At 58.5% G+C, this 21,189-nt stretch carries 16 protein-coding genes and 4 tRNA genes; 8 read left to right on the top strand and 12 right to left on the bottom strand.

All coding sequences use genetic code 11. The features are described from left to right. The first annotated feature begins 3 nt into the window (after positions 1-3). The 6 genes from ACM6IQ_RS10420 (at position 4) to ACM6IQ_RS10395 (ending at position 6,684) form a co-directional block, all read left to right on the top strand. On the top strand, positions 4-654 hold the full coding sequence (locus tag ACM6IQ_RS10420) for an amino acid ABC transporter permease (protein ID WP_414878669.1): 651 nt from the start codon (positions 4-6) through the stop codon (positions 652-654). Continuing rightward, on the top strand, positions 647-1,369 hold the full coding sequence (locus tag ACM6IQ_RS10415) for an amino acid ABC transporter ATP-binding protein (RefSeq protein WP_414878668.1): 723 nt from the start codon (positions 647-649) through the stop codon (positions 1,367-1,369). The genes ACM6IQ_RS10420 and ACM6IQ_RS10415 overlap by 8 nt, the downstream gene beginning before the upstream one ends. Positions 1,370-1,432: 63 nt before the next feature. Next, the gene (locus ACM6IQ_RS10410; protein ID WP_414878667.1) at positions 1,433-2,461 is read left to right on the top strand and encodes a trans-3-hydroxy-L-proline dehydratase; all 1,029 of its coding nucleotides are present in this window, start codon (positions 1,433-1,435) and stop codon (positions 2,459-2,461) included. 127 nt (positions 2,462-2,588) lie between these two features. Next, complete coding sequence (locus ACM6IQ_RS10405; protein WP_150632559.1) at positions 2,589-3,506, top strand: dihydrodipicolinate synthase family protein; 918 nt, start codon at positions 2,589-2,591, stop codon at positions 3,504-3,506. Between the two features lie 72 nt (positions 3,507-3,578). Then, on the top strand, positions 3,579-4,976 hold the full coding sequence (gene abaF, locus ACM6IQ_RS10400) for a fosfomycin efflux MFS transporter AbaF (RefSeq protein ID WP_414878666.1): 1,398 nt from the start codon (positions 3,579-3,581) through the stop codon (positions 4,974-4,976). Between the two features lie 127 nt (positions 4,977-5,103). Beyond that, entirely contained in the window at positions 5,104-6,684 is a 1,581-nt protein-coding gene (locus tag ACM6IQ_RS10395) for an aldehyde dehydrogenase (NADP(+)) (protein ID WP_414878665.1), read from the top strand. Between the two features lie 40 nt (positions 6,685-6,724). Here ACM6IQ_RS10395 and ACM6IQ_RS10390 read toward each other — a convergent pair whose 3' ends face one another. Beyond that, on the bottom strand, positions 6,725-7,732 hold the full coding sequence (locus tag ACM6IQ_RS10390) for an Ldh family oxidoreductase (RefSeq protein WP_414878664.1): 1,008 nt from the start codon (positions 7,730-7,732) through the stop codon (positions 6,725-6,727). Positions 7,733-7,995: 263 nt separating this feature from the next. Between ACM6IQ_RS10390 and ACM6IQ_RS10385 the strand changes: the two genes are divergently transcribed. Both ACM6IQ_RS10385 and ACM6IQ_RS10380 read left to right on the top strand, forming a co-directional pair. Beyond that, a complete protein-coding gene (locus ACM6IQ_RS10385; RefSeq protein ID WP_414878663.1) occupies positions 7,996-9,126 on the top strand; it encodes a carbon-nitrogen hydrolase family protein in 1,131 nt (376 codons plus the stop codon). A gap of 3 nt (positions 9,127-9,129) precedes the next feature. Beyond that, complete coding sequence (locus ACM6IQ_RS10380; RefSeq protein ID WP_414878662.1) at positions 9,130-10,170, top strand: AraC family transcriptional regulator; 1,041 nt, start codon at positions 9,130-9,132, stop codon at positions 10,168-10,170. 347 nt (positions 10,171-10,517) lie between these two features. On the opposite strand, the gene ACM6IQ_RS10375 is transcribed toward ACM6IQ_RS10380, so the two are convergent. The 11 genes from ACM6IQ_RS10375 to ACM6IQ_RS10325 form a co-directional block, all read right to left on the bottom strand. Next, the gene (locus ACM6IQ_RS10375; protein ID WP_017339694.1) at positions 10,518-11,327 is read right to left on the bottom strand and encodes a DUF2242 domain-containing protein; all 810 of its coding nucleotides are present in this window, start codon (positions 11,325-11,327) and stop codon (positions 10,518-10,520) included. A gap of 232 nt (positions 11,328-11,559) precedes the next feature. Next, positions 11,560-13,431 (bottom strand): SurA N-terminal domain-containing protein, encoded by a 1,872-nt coding sequence (locus ACM6IQ_RS10370; protein ID WP_017339695.1) that lies wholly within the window; start codon positions 13,429-13,431, stop codon positions 11,560-11,562. Positions 13,432-13,664: 233 nt separating this feature from the next. Next, positions 13,665-13,937: an HU family DNA-binding protein gene (locus ACM6IQ_RS10365; RefSeq protein WP_002552737.1), complete on the bottom strand. Its 273-nt coding sequence runs from the start codon at positions 13,935-13,937 to the stop codon at positions 13,665-13,667. 147 nt (positions 13,938-14,084) lie between these two features. Beyond that, positions 14,085-16,481 (bottom strand): endopeptidase La, encoded by a 2,397-nt coding sequence (lon, locus tag ACM6IQ_RS10360; RefSeq protein WP_052909694.1) that lies wholly within the window; start codon positions 16,479-16,481, stop codon positions 14,085-14,087. A gap of 161 nt (positions 16,482-16,642) precedes the next feature. Then, positions 16,643-17,926, bottom strand: coding sequence for an ATP-dependent Clp protease ATP-binding subunit ClpX (gene clpX, locus ACM6IQ_RS10355; protein ID WP_007946893.1), 1,284 nt, complete (start codon positions 17,924-17,926; stop codon positions 16,643-16,645). A gap of 112 nt (positions 17,927-18,038) precedes the next feature. After that, a complete protein-coding gene (gene clpP, locus ACM6IQ_RS10350) occupies positions 18,039-18,674 on the bottom strand; it encodes an ATP-dependent Clp endopeptidase proteolytic subunit ClpP (protein ID WP_017339698.1) in 636 nt (211 codons plus the stop codon). Between the two features lie 93 nt (positions 18,675-18,767). Further along, on the bottom strand, positions 18,768-20,078 hold the full coding sequence (gene tig / locus ACM6IQ_RS10345) for a trigger factor (protein ID WP_017339699.1): 1,311 nt from the start codon (positions 20,076-20,078) through the stop codon (positions 18,768-18,770). Between the two features lie 400 nt (positions 20,079-20,478). Next, positions 20,479-20,554, bottom strand: a tRNA-His gene (locus tag ACM6IQ_RS10340). A gap of 78 nt (positions 20,555-20,632) precedes the next feature. After that, positions 20,633-20,717: transfer RNA gene (locus ACM6IQ_RS10335), tRNA-Leu, on the bottom strand. Positions 20,718-20,771: 54 nt separating this feature from the next. Beyond that, a tRNA-His gene (locus ACM6IQ_RS10330) sits at positions 20,772-20,847 on the bottom strand. A gap of 32 nt (positions 20,848-20,879) precedes the next feature. Continuing rightward, positions 20,880-20,956, bottom strand: a tRNA-Arg gene (locus ACM6IQ_RS10325). Positions 20,957-21,189: the final 233 nt, after the last annotated feature.

Below are 21,189 nucleotides of genomic sequence, written 5' to 3'. Positions count from 1 at the left end.
ACTATGTTTTCCACCAGTTTTTCCTGGAACGACCTGCAGTTCCTGCTTAACGGCGCCTGGGTCACGCTGCAACTGACTTGCTGGGCAATCCTGCTCGGCACGTTCGCCGGGCTGGTGTTCGGCCTGCTGCGTGCGCTGTTGCCACGGGCCAGCCTGCCACTGGCGTGGGTGCTGGATGTGTTTCGCAGCGTACCGCTGCTGATCCAGTTCGTGCTGTTCAACTCACTCAAGAGCATCGTCGGCCTGAACATCAGTGCTTTCAGCGTGGGTTGCATTGTGCTCGGGGTTTACGCCGCCGCGTACTTCACCGAAATCGTGCGCGGCGGCGTGCTGTCGGTACCGCTGACCGTGCGCCGGGCCAGCCGTTCGCTGGGCCTGAGTTTCTTCCAGGACCTGCGCTGGATCGTCCTGCCAATGGCTTCGCGGGTGGCCTTCCCCGGCTGGCTGAACCTGGTGCTCGGGGTGATGAAAGACACCGCGCTGGTGATGTGGATCGGCATCGTCGAACTGCTCCGCGCTTCGCAAACCATCGTGACCCGAATTCAGGAACCGCTGCTGGTGCTGTGCATCGCGGGCCTTATCTACTACGTCATGAGCCTGGTGGTCGCACGCCTCGGCGCTCGTCTGGAAAGAAGGTGGCAAGAAAATGATTGAGATCGACAACGTACACAAATCCTTCGGCGACCTTGATGTGGTCAAGGGTGTCAGCCTGACGGTGAACAAGGGTGAAGTGGTGTCCATCATCGGCGGCTCCGGCTCGGGCAAATCGACCCTGTTGATGTGCATCAATGGCCTGGAGCCGATCCAGAAAGGCAGCATCCGCGTGGATGGCGTCGAGGTGCATCACCGCGCAACCGACCTCAATCACCTGCGACAGAAAATCGGCATCGTGTTCCAGCAATGGAACGCCTTCCCGCACCTGACCGTCCTGGAAAACGTGATGCTCGCGCCGCGCAAGGTCCTGGGCAAAAGCAAGGCCGAAGCCGAGGCGCTGGCCGTGCAGCAACTGACGCACGTCGGCCTTGGTGACAAGCTCAAGGTGTTCCCTGGCAAGCTCTCGGGCGGTCAGCAACAACGCATGGCCATTGCCCGCGCCCTGGCGATGTCGCCGGACTACATGCTGTTCGACGAAGCCACCTCGGCCCTCGATCCACAGTTGGTCGGCGAAGTGCTGGACACCATGCGCATGCTCGCCGAAGACGGCATGACCATGGTGCTGGTAACGCACGAGATCCGCTTCGCCCGGGACGTGTCGGACCGCGTGGCGTTCTTTCGCAACGGTCTGGTGCACGAGATCGGCTCACCGGATCAAGTCATTGGTAATCCGGTGCATGCTGAAACCGCAGCGTTCCTCAAATCGGTGAAGTAGCTAATGGCCCCATCGCGGGCAAGCCCGCGATAGGGCCCTGACAGACAAAACAAGGAGCAAACCATGCGCTCATCAAAAGTGATTCACGTCGTCAGCTGCCACGCCGAAGGTGAAGTCGGCGACGTGATTGTCGGCGGGGTCGCACCACCGCCCGGCACCACGGTGTGGGAACAGTCGCGCTGGATCGCCAGGGATGAAACCCTGCGCAACTTCGTGCTCAACGAACCGCGTGGCGGGGTGTTCCGCCACGTCAACCTGCTGGTGCCGGCCAAGGACCCACGGGCGCACATGGCCTGGATCATCATGGAACCGGCGGATACCCCGCCGATGTCCGGCTCCAACTCCTTGTGCGTGGCCACCGTGTTGCTCGACACCGGAATTGTGCCGATGACCGAACCTCAAACCCGATTGGTACTCGAAGCCCCCGGCGGCCTGATCGAGGCCGTCGCCGATTGCCGTGACGGCAAGGTCGAACGGGTAGAAATCAAAAACGTGCCGTCCTTCGCCAATCGCCTCGACGCGTGGATCGAAGTGGAAGGCGTCGGCACGCTCAAGGTCGATACCGCCTATGGCGGAGACAGCTTTGTGATCGCCGATGCCAACACCCTGGGCTTTGCAATCAGTCCCGATGAAGCCGCCGATCTAGTGGCGGTCGGCCTGAAAATCACCCGTGCTGCCAATGAGCAATTGGGCTTCGTGCATCCGTTGAACCCTGAGTGGTCGCACATTTCCTTTTGCCAGATCGCCGCGCCCATCGTTTATGAGAACGGCATCGCCACCGGCGCCAATGCAGTGGTGATTCAACCGGGCAAGATCGACCGCTCGCCGACCGGTACGGGCTGCTCGGCACGCATGGCGGTGTTGCACGCCAAGGGTTTGATGCGCGTCGGCGAGCGCTTTATCGGGCGCTCGATTATCGGCTCCGAGTTCCACTGTCGGATTGACTCACTGACCGAAGTGGCCGGGCACCCCGCAATTTACCCCTGCATATCCGGACGGGCCTGGATTACCGGCACCCATCAACTGCTGCTCGATCCAAGTGATCCGTGGCCACAAGGCTATCGACTGTCAGACACCTGGCCCGGTGCCTGATCGCTAAAGCACCGAAGATCCGGTCCGACGGCTGGCAAGAAATCCCGCAAACCTGAAAAAAGCACTAGCCGATTCTTTTCATTTTAAATATCGTATACGAAATACAATAAACAACCCGGAGGCAATAATGAGCAAGCGTATTAACTGGAGTGGCGTCTTCCCCGCGGTGACCACTCAATTCAACGATGACTTCTCGATCAACCTGGAAAAAACCCATCAGGTCATTTCCAACGTGATCCGCGACGGCGTATCGGGCCTGGTGGTTTGTGGCTCGGTAGGCGAGAACACCTCGCTGACCGCTGAAGAAAAAATCGCCGTGACCGAAGTTGCGGTCGATGCCTCGCGCGGCCGTGTGCCAGTGATTTGCGGTGTGGCCGAATTCACCAGTGTGCAAGCGGCCAAGGTCGCCAACGCAGTGCGCAAGGTCGGTGTCGATGGCGTGATGCTGATGCCGGCGCTGGTCTACGGTTCCAAGCCGTTCGAAACCGCCGAGCATTACCGCTACGTGGCAAAAAACGCCGACGTGCCGCTGATGGTCTACAACAACCCGCCGATCTACAAAAACGACGTGACCCCGGACATCCTGATTGCCCTGGCCGACTGCGACAACGTGGTGTGCTTCAAGGATTCCTCTGGCGACACCCGCCGCTTCATCGACATTCGTAACGAAGTGGGTGACCGTTTTGTGCTGTTCGCCGGCCTCGACGATGTGGTGCTGGAAAGCCTTGCCGTGGGCGCTGAAGGCTGGGTGTCGGGCATGTCCAACGTGTTCCCGAAAGAAGGCGAAACCATCTTCCGACTGGCCAAGGCCGGACGCTATGCCGAAGCCATGCCGATTTACGAATGGCTGATGCCGATCCTGCACCTCGACGCCCGTGCCGACCTGGTGCAGTGCATCAAGCTGTGCGAAGCCATAGCCGGTCGCGGCAGCGCGCTGACCCGTCCGCCACGCCTGGCCCTGCCAGAAGAAGATCGGGTCTTCGTCGAGCAGATCATGGCCAAGGCCTTGGCCAACCGTCCGCACTTGCCGGACGTCGGTCTCTGAGTGATTGCCGGGCGGGGCTTCGCAGGCCCGGCCCGGCTACCTGTTTTTTGCGCCCTTACAGGAAACGCCAGCATGCCCAACGCTCAACACACCCAAAGCGCAACCACACCCTCGGGACTCAAGCGTGTCGTGGCCGCCGCCATGGCCGGCACCGTCGCCGAATGGTATGAATTCTTCCTTTATGGAACTGCGTCGGCACTGGTCTTCGGCCAGTTGTTCTTCCGTCAGACCGACAGTCCCATCGACGGCATCATCGCCGCCTTCGCCCTGTACGCCGTAGGCTTTCTCGCCCGCCCACTGGGTGGCCTGGTGTTCGGTCACTACGGCGACAAATACGGCCGCAAGCGCCTGCTGCAACTGAGCCTGGTGGTGGTCGGTATCACCACCTTCCTGATGGGTTGCCTGCCCGGCTTCAACCAGATCGGCTATGCCGCGCCGGTGTTGCTGGTGCTGCTGCGGCTGATCCAGGGTTTTGCCTTTGGCGGCGAATGGGGCGGTGCGATTCTGCTGGTGTCCGAGCACTGCCCGGACAATCGTCGAGGTTTCTGGGCCAGTTGGCCGCAGGCCGGTGTCCCGGCCGGCAACCTGGTGGCGACGGTTGCGCTGCTGCTGTTGTCGTCGAACCTGTCGGAGGAGCAATTCCTCGCCTGGGGCTGGCGCGTGGCGTTCTGGTTCTCGGCCATCGTTGTGCTGATTGGCTACTGGATTCGCACCAGCGTCGATGACGCGCCGATTTTCAAGGAAGCCCAGGCCCGTCAAGCGCAGACCAGGCAACAGCAACTGGGCGTGGTTGAAGTGCTGCGTCACCACTGGCGCTCGGTGCTGGTCGGTATCGGTGCGCGGTTTGCCGAGAACATCCTCTACTACACCGTCGTAACCTTCTCGATTACTTATCTGAAACTGATAGTGCACAAAGACACTTCCGAAATTCTGTTGCTGATGTTCGGCGCCCACCTGCTGCACTTCTTCATGATTCCGCTGATGGGCTATCTGTCCGATCTGGTCGGGCGCAAGCCGGTGTACCTGACAGGCGCGGTGCTCACGGCGTTCTGGGGTTTCATCGGTTTCCCGATGATGGACACCGGCAACAACTGGCTGATCATGGCCGCCATCACCCTGGGCCTGGCGATCGAGTCAATGACCTACGCACCCTACTCGGCGCTGATGGCGGAAATGTTCCCGACCCACGTGCGCTACACCGCGTTGTCCCTGTGCTACCAGGTGGCGCCGATCTTCGCCGGCTCCCTCGCGCCGCTGATTGCGATCACTTTGCTCAACAAGTATCACAGCTCGACACCGATCGCGTTTTACCTGGTCGGTGCATCGCTGATCTCGATTGTCGCTGTCGGTCTTACTCGGGAAACACGGGGTAAATCATTGCATCTGGTGGACAGCGAATCCGCCGCGCGCATCGCCGCCTTGACCGACGCCGAACCTGCGCCTGTGCGCCGCAGCGATTCACTGGCCTGACACGATCCCCCTGTAGGAGCCCGCTTGCTCGCGATGGCAGTGTGTCAATCAACATTGATGCCTTAGGACACACCATCGCCAGCAAGCTGACGCCTACAGGGCCACTACATTCCGACAGGAGCTTTTCATGCCCGAGATCATCGGACACAACTACATCGGTGGTGCGCGCAGCGCCGCCGGCAAGGTCATCGTGCGCAGCCATGACGCCAGTACCGGTGAGGCGCTGCCCTACGCGTTCATGCAGGCCACCGCCGAAGAGGTCGACGCTGCCGCCCAGGCCGCAGCAGCCGCCTACCCGACCTTTCGCACGCTGTCGGCCATACGCCGCGCGGAGTTTCTCGAAGCCATCGCCACACAACTGGAGGCACTGGACGATGATTTCATCGCGCTGGTGACCCGCGAGACGGCGCTGCCGAACGGACGCATTCTGGGTGAGCGTACTCGCACAAGCAGCCAGATGCGCCTGTTCGCCCAAGTCCTGCGTCGTGGCGATTTTTATGCTGCACGCATCGACCGGGCCCTGCCTGATCGCAAACCGCTGCCACGGGTTGATCTGCGCCAATACCAGATCGGCGTCGGCCCGGTCGCTGTGTTCGGTGCGAGCAATTTCCCGTTGGCTTTCTCCACCGCTGGTGGCGACACCGCTGCTGCGTTGGCCGCCGGTTGCCCGGTGGTGTTCAAGGCCCACAGCGGGCATATGGCAACCGCTGAACGGGTGGCCGACGCGATCCTGCGCGCGGCCGAGCAAACCGGTATGCCCAAAGGTGTGTTCAACATGATCTACGGCGCGGGGGTCGGCGAAGCGCTGGTCAAGCATCCGGCCATCCAGGCGGTGGGCTTTACCGGCTCACTCAAGGGTGGCCGCGCGCTGTGCGACATGGCCGCAGCACGACCTCAACCGATTCCCGTGTTCGCCGAAATGAGCAGCATCAATCCGGTGGTGCTATTGCCCGACGCACTGCAACTGCGGGGCGCAAAAATTGCCAGCGAACTCGCCGCCTCCGTGGTGCTCGGCTGCGGCCAGTTCTGCACTAACCCCGGACTGGTGATCGGTATTCGCTCGCCAGCGTTCAGTGCCTTTACCCAATTGTTCAGCGCATTGATGGCCGAACAACCGGACCAGACCATGCTCAACCACGGTACGCTGAACAGCTACGCCAACGGTGTGCAGGCGTTGTACGCACATCCGAAAATCACTCATCTGGCCGGCCGCGATTATCAAGCCCAGCAAGCACAGCCACAACTGTTCAAGGCTGACGTCAGTCTGTTGCTCGATGACGACCCGCTGTTGCAGGAAGAAGTGTTCGGCCCCGCGACGATACTGGTAGAAGTGGCCGACAAAGCCGAACTGCAGCAGGCACTTCAGCATTTGCACGGGCAACTCACGGCTACACTGATTGCTGAAGCCGACGACCTGCACAATCACAGCGAGCTGTTACCGCTGCTGGAACAAAAGGTCGGCCGAGTCTTGTTCAACGGCTACCCGACCGGCGTCGAAGTCTGCGATGCGATGGTACACGGAGGCCCCTACCCGGCCACTTCCGATGCACGTGGCACCTCGGTCGGCAGCCTGGCCATCGAGCGATTCCTGCGCCCGGTGTGTTACCAGAACTGCCCGGACGCGCTCTTGCCGGACCCGCTGAAAAACGCCAACCCGCTGGGCATCGCCCGCCTGGTGGATGGCATTGGCCAGCGGGCCCCACTGTAAAAAAAACGCCACCGGGTTTTCCGGTGGCGCATTCGTTCACTCATTCCAGCAGTGCTTTGAGGTCGTTGTACAAGCCCTCGGGAATCTCCACGCCCTCCACCAGGCTAAGCGCTCGAGCCTCGTAGCGCCGTTGCGATGGCAACCGTGCGCCCTGCCCTTGAATGCTCTCGAACAAGACTTCGGCGCGGGCCAGATGCTGCTCGGTGGAGTCGCCGAGAAAGCGTCGCGGATCAAGAGCGATGATCAACTCGCCATGATACGGCGACGATTTGCTCCCGGCGTCGTAAGCCAGTGACTCGGCACTGGTCAGGTCGCCGATCAGCGGCCCGGCGATCAGCTCCACCATGGCCGCCAGTGCCGAGCCTTTGTGCCCGCCGAACGTCAGCATCGCGCCCGCATCAAGCACCACGCTGGCGTCGGTACTGGGCAGTCCCTGACCGTCTACGCCCCAGCCCTCGGGAATCGCTTTGCCGGCACGCCGGTGCAACTCGATATCGCCACGAGCAATCGCGCTGGTGGCGAAGTCAAACACAAACGGGTCCTTGCCCGAGCGTGGCCAGCCGAACGCGATGGGATTGGTGCCGAACACCGGCTGACTGCCGCCCGCAGGCGCCACCCAGGCATGGCTGGGATTGCAGGCCAACGCCACGAGACCGGCCGCCGTCAGTTGTTCGATCTCCACCCACAGCGCAGAGAAATGCACACAGCGATTGATGGCCAACGCAGCAACACCATTTGCCCGGGCTTTGTGCGCCAGCACCGGCAGCCCTGCCTGGAATGCCAATTGTGAAAAACCACCCGCCGCATCCACACGCACAATCGATGGCGCCTGATCGATGACTTGCGGCTGTGCATCAGCCGCCACTTTGCCGGCCCTTAGCGAGTTGACACAGCCCAGAATCCGATACAAACCATGGGAGGCACAGCCATCGCGTTCGCCGGCAATCACCGTGGCAGTCACCGCTTGAGCGTGGGCAAGGTTGAAACCGTTATGCAGCAAAATCGATTCGGCCAACTCACGAGCTTCGGCCAGAGACAGTCGGATCATAATCACCTCCTTGAACAGACCGTCCAGACTGGCCCATTCCCCCACCAACGGCTTGATCGCTTTAGGCCAAGGCGATGACGAATTCAGCACATATCGATCATGGCGACACGACTTTGCGTTCGTTTGGCGTCATCGGCCATCATTCCGCCAAGAACCGCAAAAAAATCAAAAAAACAGCCCCTTGATCCGCTGTTTTACCGTAGCCTCGTTCCTTATCTGCACGCCAATCATGAAACCTGCAAACGGCCGTCGACTGTTTTCCCATGCGCAAACTTCTGTACCTGACTTTCTCCATGGCATTGATTGCCGCCCTGACAACCTACGCCATGTGGGCCGCGGACCGTCCGGTGGGTCATTACCTGTCGGACCTGCGAATCGATCTCGCCATCGATCAAGGCACCCCTGCCGATCGCGGCAACCTGCTAGGCATCCAGCCGGAACTCTTCCCCACCGACTATCAAAGCGCCGAGCGCCTGCACCGCAAACTCGCGGCCTATCTGCAGAAAGCCCAGGAACAGGGCTTGTTGAATGAAAAAACCATCGTCGTGCTGCCTGAACATGTCGGCACCTGGTTGATGGTCAGTGGCGAAAAAGACGAGCTGTACCAGGCCACCACCATCAAGGAAGCCATGAACTGGCTGGCGGTGAGCAATCCCTTGCAGTTCGTCCGCGCCCTGATCAGCGCCAAGGGCGACAACCGCCTGGACGATGCGCACCTGCGCATGAAAGCCAAAGGCATGGCCAAGGAGTACCAGGCGCTGTTCGGTGGTCTGGCGAAAGAATTTCACGTGACACTGGTGGCGGGCTCCATCGTGCTGCCTGAGCCGAGCATCATCGACGGCACCCTGAAAATCGGTCGCGGCGCGCTGTACAACAGCAGCGTGGTATTCGGTCGCGATGGTCTGCCGATTGGCCAGCCACAGCGCCAGATGCACCCGATTTTCGCCGAGCATGATGTAATCGAAGCAAATGGCGAACACACGCTCAGCGTCGTCGACACCCCGGCCGGCCGCCTGGGCGTGCTGATCGGTAGCGACAGTTGGTACCCGGGCAACTACCGCAAACTCGACGATCAGGGTGCGCAGTTGGTCGTGGTACCGGCGTTCGTCAGTGGTCGCGGGACCTGGGACAAGCCATGGCGCGGTTACAAAGGTTTGTCGACGCCCGGCTCCGTCAGTCTCAAGGCTGGCGAGCTCAGCGAAGGCCAGGCCTGGCATCGCCTGACACTGACCGCTCAACCGCCCAGCAGCCAGGCCATTGCCGGCGTGAGTGTGTTCCTGCGCGGGCAATTCTGGGATCAGGGCAGCGCCGGGCAGAGCTTTCTCAGCAGCAACGGCCAGCATTTCGTCGGTGGAAATGTCCGTGGCGCGCGCTTGCTGAATCTTTGGTTGTAAGCCATGAAACCGTTGCCGATGCGTCTGGGCGATTTGTCGGTCGGCTTTGTTCATAGCCTGGCCGACGCGGTGCGCAGTCACGGCATCGATCCTCAGCCCCTGCTCGACCAGTATGGCCTCGACCCCGCGCGGCTTGGCGAAGCCTGCGCCCGGTTGTCGATCCCGCGTTACATGCGCCTGGGCCACGGCGCGATTCAACTGACCGACAACCCGGCGCTGGGTTTGCGCATGGGCCAGCTCAGCCGTCTGAGCCAGGCCGGCCTGGCCGGAGTCACCGCCGCGCAGGCGCCGACAGTACGGGAAGCGGCACGTTGCCTGATTCGCTTCGAAGCCTTGTACGGCTCCAACTATCGCGGTCAATCGAGCTTCCACGAAGACGCCCAAGGCGCCTGGCTGCGGTTCTATTCCATCAGTCCTTACAACGCCTACAACCGCTTCGTGGTGGATTCGATCATCGCCGGATGGTTGCAGCAATTGTCCAGCGTCAGCCCTGTTCCCTTGAGCGCCGAACGCATCGAAATCGAATTCGACGAACCGGATTACCACGACGCTTATGCGGTGCTGGGCGATTGCCCAATCCAGTTCAGCGCCGAACAGAACCAGCTGCGCATGAGCCTGGACAGCCTCGCCCAGCGCAACCCGCTGCACTGCCCGAGTACGTGGCGGCACCTGTTGCAACTGTGTGAACGGGAACTGGAACAACTGACACGCACCCGCAGCCTGCGTGAACGCATCACTCAGTTACTGGGGCCGTTGCTCAATGGTGGCCGGGAACCCGACCTGGAAGAAGTGGCGGCACGCCTGAAGCTGCCTACCTGGACCTTGCGTCGCAAACTCGCCGAGGAAGGCACGCAGTTTCGTGCAATTCTCAACGACACCCGTCGCGACCTGGCCATGACCTACATTCGTGACACCGAACTGGCGTTCGGTGAAATCGCCTACCTGCTGGGCTTTGCCTCAGCCGAAGCGTTTCAACGCGCTTTCAAACGCTGGAGCGGCCAGACTCCCGGCGAATTTCGCCGCAGTCACCGCCAATCCGCCTGACGCTTACAGCTCGGTAGCGTCTTCGGCGGGTTCCAGCGGGTCCAGTTCAAACGCCTGAAACTCGAGCAGCTCTTCTTGATAATCGTCCATTGTGAATCTCCCACAGCTCATTGAAAAAACGCTTGAATAAATGACCAGCGCCTTGAGCATAAAGTGCCCGAGTGAAAGAAAAATGACGCAGGCACGACGCTTCGTCGCTACTGAATAAAACGTAGCAGGCGGTCAGGAATTTATCACAGGATTTTTTCGATACAGGCTGCAGGAATACGGCCTGGGTTGACGCGGATCAATTGAACGCTGTTCCGGGATCAACGAGCTGTGGGCTGATCCCGGAACGTCAGGAGCGATTACTGGCTGGTGACCGGCATGGCTGGAATCGGTTCGCTCGGAGGAGGCAAATCCGACTGCGGCGGTGGCGTGACGTTTTCCGTCGACGGCGCCGATTCAGTGTTTTCGGCCGGGGCGACCGGTGCGGGTTCAGGTGGGGGTGCAACCGGCTCCGCGGCAGGTGCCGGTGCAGGTTCAGCGGCGGGCGCAGGCTCCGGCGCCAATGCCGCCGGTGCGGCCTTGGTTTCAGGCACGCCCAGGTCGGTTTTCGGCTTCTCGACGATGTGCGCGGCTTTTTTCGCTTCCGGCGGCAGGAACAATTCCACCAGGGTGAAGAAGCGCTCGTAGAACTTCGCCGACGATACGGTTTCGCTGGCAACCTTGACCATCGAATCATCGGACGAGCCGATCGGCATCGATACCGAACCCAGCACGCCCACGCCAAGGCTGGCGGAATTGTTGGTTTTCTTCAGCGCATAGCGATCCTGCAGTGCGTTGGCAAACATGGTGGCGTGGTGACCTTCGCTGCCATCATCGGCACAGACCACACTGAAACTTATCTCCATGTGGGTATCGCCAGTCTGCTGGAAGCTTTTGTGACCACTGATCAGTTTCGGATCGCTGCTGGTAATGATGTAGCCCTGACTGAGCAGCGCCCGACGGGCGGCTTCGCAGGTTTGCGCATCGGTCACCGGATAGTTGCGCGAAAACGTTCCGGAGTCGTCGAAGTTCTCATGCTCATAGATGGGGGCTTTTTTCGACGAGCAACCGGCCGCGGCCGCCAGCACCAGAGCCAGCCCGACAACCCGCACGGGAAATGATTTAAACATTGAACATCCTGAAGAAAACGGTCCGGGGCGTATTGTGCAACAGATCGATGCTTAGCGTCGCACCGATTAGTGTCTTGAAACAGTTACAAGTGTAATGACTGCCATTTACAGGAAAAAGTCGTTCAGTAAAAAACCAGGCGACGGGGAGCGTCTGCCCACTTTTCCGTCACCCACAAAAAACCCCGGATTTTCGGCCGGGGTCTTTGTGTTGCGCGGGAAACTCAGTCAGGCATCAGAAACGCTTGATGTCCGCTTCGGCTTCCAGCTGCTTGCGGTAAGCCGCAAAGTCTTGCTGGCCAATGCGCGAGGCGAGGAAGCGACGGTATTGAGCCTTCTCTTCTTCGGTCGGCGCAGCGGCTTCATTGACGCCGTTCAGGCGCACGATCACCAGGCTACCATCGGCCAGGGTCACGCTGCCGAAGGTCGGCTTGTCTTTGGCGGCTGGTTTAGGCATGCGGAACAGCGCTTGCAGCACAGTCGGGTCGATCCCTTCCTGAGCGCGTGTCGCTGCTGCGGTGACTTTCCAGCTCTGACCCTCAATCGCCTTGTCCAGTGGCGCCTTGCCTTCGCGCAGGCTGGCGATCAGCTCGTCAGCCTTGGTCTTGGCGGCAGCACTGGCGTGCTCCTTGGCCAATTGCCCTCGGATGGCGGCAGACACGCTTTCCAGCGGCAATTGCGCAGGCTTCAAGTGCTCCTTGGCGCGCAACACGATCACGGTTTCCGGATCGAGTTCGATGGCGGTGCTGTTGGCACCCTCATCCAGCACTTCAGGACTGAACGCGGCAGTGATCACCGCACGGTTGGCTGTAACGCCTTCGCCACCTTCCCGGCCGAACGGCTTGGAGGTGTGAATGGTCAGTTTCAGGTCCTGTGCCGGCTGAGCCAGATCGGAGGACTCAAACGACGAGTCTTCCAGCTGCTTGGTCGCCTCGACGAAACGCTGCTCGACCTGCTGGGTTTTCAGTTCACGTGTCAGCTTGTCTTTCAGGCTGGCGAGGGTCGGAACTTCCGGAGCCTCGACGCCCAACAGCTTGATCAGGTGGAAACCGAAATCAGTGCGGACCGGTGCCGAAACCTGATCCTTGGCCAACGCGTACAGCGCTGTTTCGAAGGCCGGATCGTAGACACCAGGACCTGCGTAGCCGAGGTCACCACCGTTGTTCGCCGAACCCGGGTCCTGGGAGAACTCCTTGGCCAGGGCTTCGAACTTCTCGCCTTTGGCCAGACGGGCCTGGACTTCTTCGATTTTGGCCTTGGCTTGCGCCTCGGTCACCTTATCGTTCACTTCGATCAGAATGTGCGCCGCCCGGCGTTGCTCGGACAGGTTCGCGATTTCTTTCTGATACGCCGCCTGCAGGTCTTCGTCCTTGACGGTGACCTGATCGAAGAAGGAAGACTTCTTCAACTCGAGGTAATCAATGATCACCTGATCCGGCGTCATGAACTCCTTGGCGTGTTCGTCGTAATAGGCCTTGACCTCATCGTCGGTCAGCTTCACAGCCGCCGGGTCAGCCTTGACGTTCAGGGTCGCGAAATCGCGGGTCTGTTTTTCCAGACGGGCGAAGGCCAGAACCTGTGCGTCGGTGACGAAACCGCTACCTGCCAGACCCGCGCGCAGCTGACCGATCAGCATTTCCTGAGCCAGCATCTGGCGGAATTGCATGCGGCTGTAGCCGAGCTGACGAATAACCTGATCGAAACGCTCGGAGCTGAACTTGCCGTCCACCTGGAACTCAGGGGTTTGCAGGATCACTTGGTCCAAAGCCGCTTCGGAAAAAGCGAATTTCGAGTTTTCTGCGCCTTGCAGCAGCAGTTTGCGGTCGATCAAGCCTTTGAGGGCCGATTCGCGCAGCATTTTTTCGTCGAGCAAGGAAGCATCGAAATCCTTGCCCAGCTGTTGCATGAGCTGACGGCGTTGCATATCGACCGCCTGGCTCAGCTCGTTCTGGCTGATTTCCTCGCCGTTGACCTTGGCCGCATCGTTACGATGGGTAGTGGCCTGAAAAATGGCGTCGAAACCGGTCAAAGCCATCAGTGCAACGATGACCCCGATAATGGTCTTGGCAATCCAGCCTTGTGAATTGTCCCTGATATTCTGCAGCATGCGTCCCCCAGAAACGGTTGAACTTCAAAATTAGGCAACCGTGGAGCGTGGGTAGAATCCGGATAGAAGAAAGGCGCATCCGAGGATGCGCCTTCTCGTAACTGGCGGAACGGACCAAGGGTTCGAACTTGCGACCCTCGGCGTCTCGGACCGGCGACTCGCCGACTGGACTACCGCTCCGCTGCCAGGTCAGGCATGACCCCGACCCGGATAGGCAAAAACCTGAATCGAACTTAGTTGACAGCTTCTTTCAGTGCTTTACCGGCTTTGAAACCTGGTTTTTTGGCTGCTGCGATTTCCAGTGTCTTACCGGTCTGTGGGTTACGACCAATGCGAGCTGGACGATCAGTCACGGAGAAAGTACCGAAACCAACCAGAACAACAGAGTCGCCAGCCTTGAGAGCGCCAGTGACGGATTCGATTACAGCGTCCAGCGCACGGCCAGCAGCAGCTTTCGGGATATCAGCGGATGCAGCGATAGCATCAATCAGTTCCGACTTGTTCACTCTAAGTCCCCTTATATCTATTTGAGTATGATTCTAAGTTTTTTGGTGAAAGCAAAAACGAGTGCTGAATGGCCTACAGACACTTAAGAGCCGCTTTATAACAAGGGCTCTAAAAAGCTGTCAACAAGCCCCCCAGGCAAATGCGTACTAATGCGTGCTAATTCTTTCCTTAGAGTCAGACTCGCGTTTTTCATCCTTTGCAACTATCTCCGGAGCTACATCGGGCAAGGGCTCCGGCGCGTATTGCAGCGCAATTTGCAGGACCTCGTCAATCCATTTAACCGGTTTAATCTGCAGATCTTGCTTGATATTGTCAGGAATTTCCTTCAGATCGCGTACGTTCTCTTCAGGAATGATCACCGTCTTGATCCCGCCACGGTGAGCCGCAAGCAGTTTTTCTTTCAGACCACCAATCGCCAGCACTTGACCGCGCAGGGTGATTTCACCCGTCATGGCCACGTCAGCACGCACCGGAATGCCGGTCAATGCCGACACCAGGGCCGTGCACATGCCTACACCGGCGCTAGGGCCATCCTTCGGGGTGGCCCCTTCCGGCATGTGGATGTGCGTGTCGCGCTTCTCGTGGAAGTCCAGGGGAATCCCCAGGCTCTTCGCGCGGCTGCGGACAACGGTCAACGCGGCAGTGATCGATTCGACCATCACGTCACCCAGCGAACCGGTCTTGATCAGTTGCCCTTTGCCTGGTACCACAGCGGCTTCGATGGTCAGCAACTCGCCGCCCACTTGAGTCCATGCCAGCCCGGTCACTTGACCGATCTGATCCTGCGATTCAGCCAGGCCATAGCGGAATTTGCGCACGCCAAGGAAGTGTTCCAGCATGTCGGCAGTGACCTTCACCGAGAAGCGTTTTTCCAGCGCATGCTCTTTGACCGCCTTGCGGCAAACCTTGGCAATCTGGCGCTCCAGCCCACGTACACCGGCTTCGCGGGTGTAGTAGCGGATGATGTCGCGGATCGCTTCGGCGTCGAATTCCAGCTCGCCTTTCTTCAGACCGTTGGCCGTGATCTGCTTCGGCGAAAGGTATTTGACGGCGATGTTGATCTTTTCGTCTTCGGTGTAGCCCGGCAGACGAATCACTTCCATCCGGTCGAGCAGCGCCGGCGGAATGTTCATGGAGTTCGAGGTGCACAGGAACATCACATCGGACAGGTCGTAGTCGACTTCCAGATAGTGATCGTTGAAGTTGTGGTTCTGCTCCGGATCGAGCACTTCCAGCAACGCCGACGCAGGATCCCCGCGCATGTCGCTGCCCATTTTGTCGATTTCATCGAGCAGGAACAGCGGGTTGCGGACGCCCACTTTTGTCATTTTTTGAATCAATCTTCCTGGCATCGAACCGATATAAGTCCGGCGATGACCACGGATTTCCGCTTCATCGCGCACACCGCCGAGGGCCATGCGTACGAATTTGCGGTTGGTCGCGTGGGCAATCGACTCCGCCAGGGAGGTTTTACCCACACCAGGAGGACCGACCAGGCACAACACAGGACCCCGAATCTTCTTCACGCGCTTTTGCACGGCGAGGTACTCGAGGATCCGCTCTTTGACTTCTTCCAGACCGTAGTGGTCCGCGTCGAGGATGTCTTCTGCACGTGCCAGGTCCAGGCGCACTTTGCTCTGCGCCTTCCACGGCACCTGAACCAGCCAGTCGATATACGAACGCACCACGGTGGCTTCCGCGGACATTGGCGACATCTGTTTCAGCTTGTTCAGTTCGCCCTGGGCCTTGGCCAGGGCATCTTTCGGCAGGCCAGCAGCATCGATGCGCTTTTTCAGCTCTTCGATTTCGTTGTGGCCTTCGTCGCTGTCGCCGAGTTCTTTCTGAATGGCCTTCATCTGCTCATTCAGGTAGTACTCGCGCTGGCTGCGCTCCATTTGTTTTTTGACGCGGCCGCGAATGCGTTTTTCGACTTGCAGCAGATCGATCTCGGCATCCAGCAACGCCAGGACGTGCTCGACCCGGGCCGACAAATCGATGATTTCGAGGATTTCCTGCTTCTGCTCGATTTTCAGGGCCATATGTGCGGCCATGGTGTCGACCAGGCGGCCTGGTTCGTCGATGCTGTTGAGCGACGACAGGACCTCAGCGGGGACTTTCTTGCCCAGCTGCACATATTGTTCGAACTGAGCCAGCAGGCTGCGGACAAACACTTCCGACTCGCGTTCAGGCGCGTCGACTTCGTCGATCAATGAGACTTCGGCACGGCAGTGGCCGTCCACTTCGCTGAAGCGCTCCACAGCGCCCCGCTGCTCACCTTCGACCAGAACCTTGACCGTGCCGTCAGGCAGCTTGAGCAGCTGCAGAACGGTAGCAATCGTACCTACGCGATAGAGTGCATCTTCACCGGGATCATCGTCAGCAGGATTTCTCTGAGCCAGCAGAAGGATCTGCTTGTCGCCCGTCATCGCAGCCTCGAGGGCTTCGATGGATTTCTCGCGCCCCACGAACAGCGGGATAACCATGTGCGGATAAACCACAACATCACGCAATGGCAGGAGAGGCAATTCGATGGTTGTCTTCATGATTTCGCCTCTACGGCGGCCATAAGGCCGTAAACAGATGGAAGTAAGCTTGAAACCAAGATGGGGGCTGCCTTCAAAAAAAACAAGCGCAAAGACAGGGTTAAAACGCGCAAAAAGCAAAGGGGCCCGAAGGCCCCTTCTTTATTCCAGCTGCGTGACGCTTAAGCGTCTGGCGCGGCCTTGGCAGCCGGCTCACTGTTTTCGTAGATATACAGTGGCTTGGACTTGCCTTCTATAACGCTTTCATCGATCACTACTTTACTCACCTCGGACTGCGAGGGGATTTCATACATAGTGTCGAGCAATACACCTTCGAGAATCGAACGCAGTCCACGGGCACCGGTTTTGCGTTCCAGGGCACGTTTGGCGACCGATTTCAGTGCGTCGGCCCGGAATTCCAGGTCCACACCTTCCATCTCGAACAACTTGGCGTACTGCTTGGTCAGAGCATTTTTCGGCTCGGTGAGGATCTGCATCAATGCAGCTTCATCCAGCTCGTCCAGCGTGGCAAGGACCGGCAGACGACCGACGAATTCCGGGATCAGACCGAACTTGACCAGATCGTCAGGCTCGACTTCACGCAGGGATTCACCGACTTTCTTGCCTTCTTCCTTGCTGCGCACTTCTGCGTTGAAACCGATGCCGCCCTTGGTGGAACGGTTTTGAATAACCTTTTCCAGACCGGAGAACGCACCGCCACAGATGAACAGGATGTTACGGGTGTCGACCTGAAGGAATTCCTGCTGCGGATGCTTGCGACCACCTTGGGGCGGAACAGAAGCAACCGTGCCTTCGATCAACTTGAGCAGGGCCTGCTGCACGCCTTCACCGGAAACGTCCCGGGTGATCGACGGGTTGTCAGACTTGCGCGAGATCTTGTCGATCTCATCGATGTAGACAATGCCCATCTGGGCTTTTTCCACGTCGTAATCGCACTTCTGCAGCAGCTTCTGAATGATGTTCTCGACGTCTTCACCCACGTAACCCGCCTCGGTGAGGGTGGTTGCGTCGGCGATGGTGAACGGAACATTCAACAAGCGGGCCAGTGTTTCGGCAAGCAGGGTTTTACCCGAGCCTGTCGGGCCGATCAGCAAGATGTTGCTTTTGCCGAGTTCGACGTCGTCATTCTTTTTGTCACGCTGGTTCAGGCGTTTGTAGTGGTTGTACACCGCTACGGCCAGAACCTTTTTCGCACGCTCCTGACCAATCACGTACTGATCAAGGATGCCGCTGATTTCTTTAGGCGAAGGCAATTTATGCGCGCTGCTTTCAGCCTGGGCTTCCTGCACCTCCTCTCGGATGATGTCATTGCACAGGTCGACGCACTCGTCGCAGATAAAGACCGAGGGGCCGGCAATCAATTTGCGCACTTCATGCTGGCTTTTGCCACAGAAGGAGCAATAGAGCAGCTTGCCGTTGTCCTCGCCGTTGCGGGTGTCAGTCATTCGTTCGATCCAAATCCGATAGGCTTGCAACACAAGATGAAGGCTATTGCGGGCTTTTTCAAGCCCGCTGGTGATCGGACCAGCCGACCCACCTTATTTTGAGCTGCTTATTTTAAGCGGGGCGCTGGGTGATCACTTCATCGATCAAGCCGTACTCACGCGCGGCTTCTGCGCTCATGAAATTGTCGCGGTTGGTATCGCGCTCGATTTCTTCGAGCGTGCGCCCGCTATGCTTGGCCATCAGCGTGTTGAGACGCTCGCGAATGAAGAGGATTTCCTTGGCATGGATTTCGATATCCGATGCCTGGCCCTGGAAACCGCCCAGTGGCTGGTGAATCATCACACGCGAGTTCGGCAGGCAGAAACGCTTGCCCGGAGCACCGGCCGTCAGCAGGAACGCGCCCATGCTGCACGCTTGACCGATACAGGTGGTCGACACGTTTGGCTTGATGAACTGCATGGTGTCGTAGATCGACATGCCCGCCGTCACCGAACCGCCCGGGGAGTTGATATAGAGATGGATGTCCTTGTCCGGGTTTTCCGCTTCAAGGAACAGCAGTTGCGCACAAATCAGGTTGGCCATGTAGTCCTCTACCGGACCAACCAGAAAGATCACTCGCTCCTTGAGAAGACGCGAGTAAATATCGTAGGCGCGCTCGCCACGAGCGGACTGCTCGACAACCATCGGGACCAGGCCGCCTGCGGCCTGGATATCAGAGTTCTGCTGAATATACGAATTACGGAACATGCTCTGCAGTCACTCCCAAATAGTTATGTCTTGAATACGCATAAGCCAGCACGAAGGCTGGCTTATGGTGTGTAGTTCCTACCGCAAAAACGATCAGTCGGCTTGTGGAGCTTCTACCGGCTTGACTGCTTCTTCGTAAGAGACCGATTTGTCGGTCACGCTAGCTTTCTGCAGAACAGTATCCACAACTTGTTCTTCCAGCACAACCGAACGGACTTCGTTCAGTTGCTGGTCGTTCTTGTAGTACCAGGACACAACCTGCTCAGGCTCTTGATAAGCCGAAGCCATTTCCTGAATCATTTCGCGAACGCGGGCTTCGTCAGGCTTGAGGTCGAATTGCTTGACCACTTCAGCCACGATCAGACCCAGTACAACGCGGCGCTTGGCTTGTTCTTCAAACAGCTCGGCCGGCAGTTGGTCCGGCTTGATGTTGCCGCCGAACTGCTGAACAGCCTGCACGCGCAGACGGTCAACTTCGTTGGACAGCAGAGCCTTTGGCACTTCAATCGGGTTGGTGGACAGCAGACCGTCCATTACCTGATTCTTGACCTTGGATTTGATCGCCTGACGCAGTTCACGCTCCATGTTCTTGCGAACTTCGGCGCGGAAGCCTTCCAGACCGGTTTCCTTGATGCCGAATTGAGCGAAGAATTCTTCGTTCAGTTCTGGCAGTTTCGGCTCGGAAACAGTGTTCACGGTCACGGTGAACTCGGCGGTTTTGCCCGCCAGGTCGAGGTTCTGATAGTCCTCTGGGAACGTCAGGTTCAGAACGCGCTCTTCGCCGGCCTTAGCGCCAACCAGACCGTCTTCGAAACCAGGAATCATGCGGCCGGAACCCAGGACCAGCTGAGTACCTTTGGCGGAACCGCCAGCGAACACTTCACCGTCTACCTTGCCGACGAAATCGATGTTCAGCTGGTCATCGTTCTGGGCAGCGCGATCGGCCACTTCGAAACGGGTGTTCTGCTTGCGCAGGACGTCCAGCATTTTGTCCAGGTCAGCGTCAGCCACGTCAGCGCTCAGGCGCTCTACGGTGATGCCTTCGAAACCGGCAACGGTGAACTCAGGGAACACTTCGAAAATCGCGACGTATTCCAGGTCTTTGCCAGCTTCCAGGGATTTTGGCTCGATGGAAGGAGCGCCAGCCGGGTTCAGCTTTTGCTCGACAACAGCTTCGTAGAACGAGGACTGGATGACGTCGCCGACAGCTTCCTGACGCGCATCAGCACCAAAACGGCGCTTGATTTCGCTCATTGGCACTTTGCCCGGACGGAAACCAGCGATCTTGGCCTTTTGGGCGGTCTGCTGCAGACGCTTGTTGACCTGAGTCTCGATGCGCTCAGCCGGCACGGTGATGCTCATGCGGCGCTCAAGAGCAGAAGTATTTTCAACAGAAACTTGCATGGATATTCCTCGTTGCACAGACGTTGGCCGGCCGTTTCCGACCCCAGAATCAAGGGCATGCATTCTAGTAGGTCAAACTCAAGAAGTCACCCTACTGAAAACGGGTAAAAACGCAGCAGGCAATTTAGAGGGACGAATGCACGAATGCATCTCGCCCCGGTGGCAAATACAACCCATCACGCCAAGGCTCTGCGCCAACCCTTCTATATATAGAAGCGGTTGCCGATTATCCCCCTGACAGCCAACCCTGCAAGCAAGGCCGGCGGGCAACGCGGCATCATCGAGAAACATAAATACGACGAAACGCCCTGCCCTTGCGACCCGGAACCGCAGCCGCCGATACTCAAAACACTGAAACAAAAAAGGCGCCAGACTGTTAAATCTGGCGCCTTTCGAAATATGGGGTGGACGATGGGGATCGAACCCACGACAACGGGAGTCACAATCCCGTGCTCTACCAACTGAGCTACGCCCACCATATTGCGTAACAAAAAAGCCAAACAACTTCTTTGTTGAGCTCCAACCAGGCCAACCGGCATGAGAGAAGCTTTATTTGGTGCGGATGAAGAGACTCGAACTCTTACGCCTCGCGGCGCTGGAACCTAAATCCAGTGTGTCTACCAATTCCACCACATCCGCGTATAGCCGTTAAAGCAAAGGCGCCAGACTGTTAATCTGGCGCCTTTCGAAATATGGGGTGGACGATGGGGATCGAACCCACGACAACGGGAGTCACAATCCCGTGCTCTACCAACTGAGCTACGCCCACCATATCGCGCTACTTGTGCCAAAGCTGCCTAATGGCGCACCCGGCAGGACTCGAACCTGCGACCATCCGCTTAGAAGGCGGATGCTCTATCCAGCTGAGCTACGGGCGCCTTATTAATCTGTACTCTTGGAGGACTACAAACTAAGTGCTTTTCAGCTTTGCAGAACCGTAATTCTGCGCAGCCTTCTTAACCAGTGCTAGGCTGTGCCCGACAAGTGCGACGAATAGTATAGAGCCCCCTGGGGGTCGTCAAATCCTTTTTAAAAAAAATTCATTTAATTAAAGGGGTTAGGGGAATTTGCAGACCAAGCGCCTTTGCCCTCACCTCATGACATGCGAGAA

The organism is Pseudomonas sp. IT-P100 (genome assembly GCF_949767185.1).
Lineage (GTDB): Bacteria > Pseudomonadota > Gammaproteobacteria > Pseudomonadales > Pseudomonadaceae > Aquipseudomonas > Aquipseudomonas fluorescens_B.
This window is presented reverse-complemented; position numbering and strand designations above follow the sequence as displayed.

Bases quoted from the DNA above. Each gene is read 5' to 3' on its own strand.
- ACM6IQ_RS10380 (WP_414878662.1), top strand. From the start codon at position 9,130: ATGAAACCGTTGCCGATGCGTCTGGGCGATTTGTCGGTCGGCTTTGTT.
- lon (WP_052909694.1), bottom strand. From the start codon at position 16,481: ATGAAGACAACCATCGAATTGCCTCTCCTGCCATTGCGTGATGTTGTG.
- ACM6IQ_RS10405 (WP_150632559.1), top strand. From the start codon at position 2,589: ATGAGCAAGCGTATTAACTGGAGTGGCGTCTTCCCCGCGGTGACCACT.
- ACM6IQ_RS10395 (WP_414878665.1), top strand. From the start codon at position 5,104: ATGCCCGAGATCATCGGACACAACTACATCGGTGGTGCGCGCAGCGCC.
- ACM6IQ_RS10385 (WP_414878663.1), top strand. From the start codon at position 7,996: ATGCGCAAACTTCTGTACCTGACTTTCTCCATGGCATTGATTGCCGCC.
- ACM6IQ_RS10390 (WP_414878664.1), bottom strand. From the start codon at position 7,732: ATGATCCGACTGTCTCTGGCCGAAGCTCGTGAGTTGGCCGAATCGATT.
- clpP (WP_017339698.1), bottom strand. From the start codon at position 18,674: ATGTTCCGTAATTCGTATATTCAGCAGAACTCTGATATCCAGGCCGCA.
- clpX (WP_007946893.1), bottom strand. From the start codon at position 17,926: ATGACTGACACCCGCAACGGCGAGGACAACGGCAAGCTGCTCTATTGC.
- ACM6IQ_RS10375 (WP_017339694.1), bottom strand. From the start codon at position 11,327: ATGTTTAAATCATTTCCCGTGCGGGTTGTCGGGCTGGCTCTGGTGCTG.
- ACM6IQ_RS10420 (WP_414878669.1), top strand. From the start codon at position 4: ATGTTTTCCACCAGTTTTTCCTGGAACGACCTGCAGTTCCTGCTTAAC.
- ACM6IQ_RS10370 (WP_017339695.1), bottom strand. From the start codon at position 13,431: ATGCTGCAGAATATCAGGGACAATTCACAAGGCTGGATTGCCAAGACC.
- ACM6IQ_RS10415 (WP_414878668.1), top strand. From the start codon at position 647: ATGATTGAGATCGACAACGTACACAAATCCTTCGGCGACCTTGATGTG.
- tig (WP_017339699.1), bottom strand. From the start codon at position 20,078: ATGCAAGTTTCTGTTGAAAATACTTCTGCTCTTGAGCGCCGCATGAGC.
- abaF (WP_414878666.1), top strand. From the start codon at position 3,579: ATGCCCAACGCTCAACACACCCAAAGCGCAACCACACCCTCGGGACTC.
- ACM6IQ_RS10410 (WP_414878667.1), top strand. From the start codon at position 1,433: ATGCGCTCATCAAAAGTGATTCACGTCGTCAGCTGCCACGCCGAAGGT.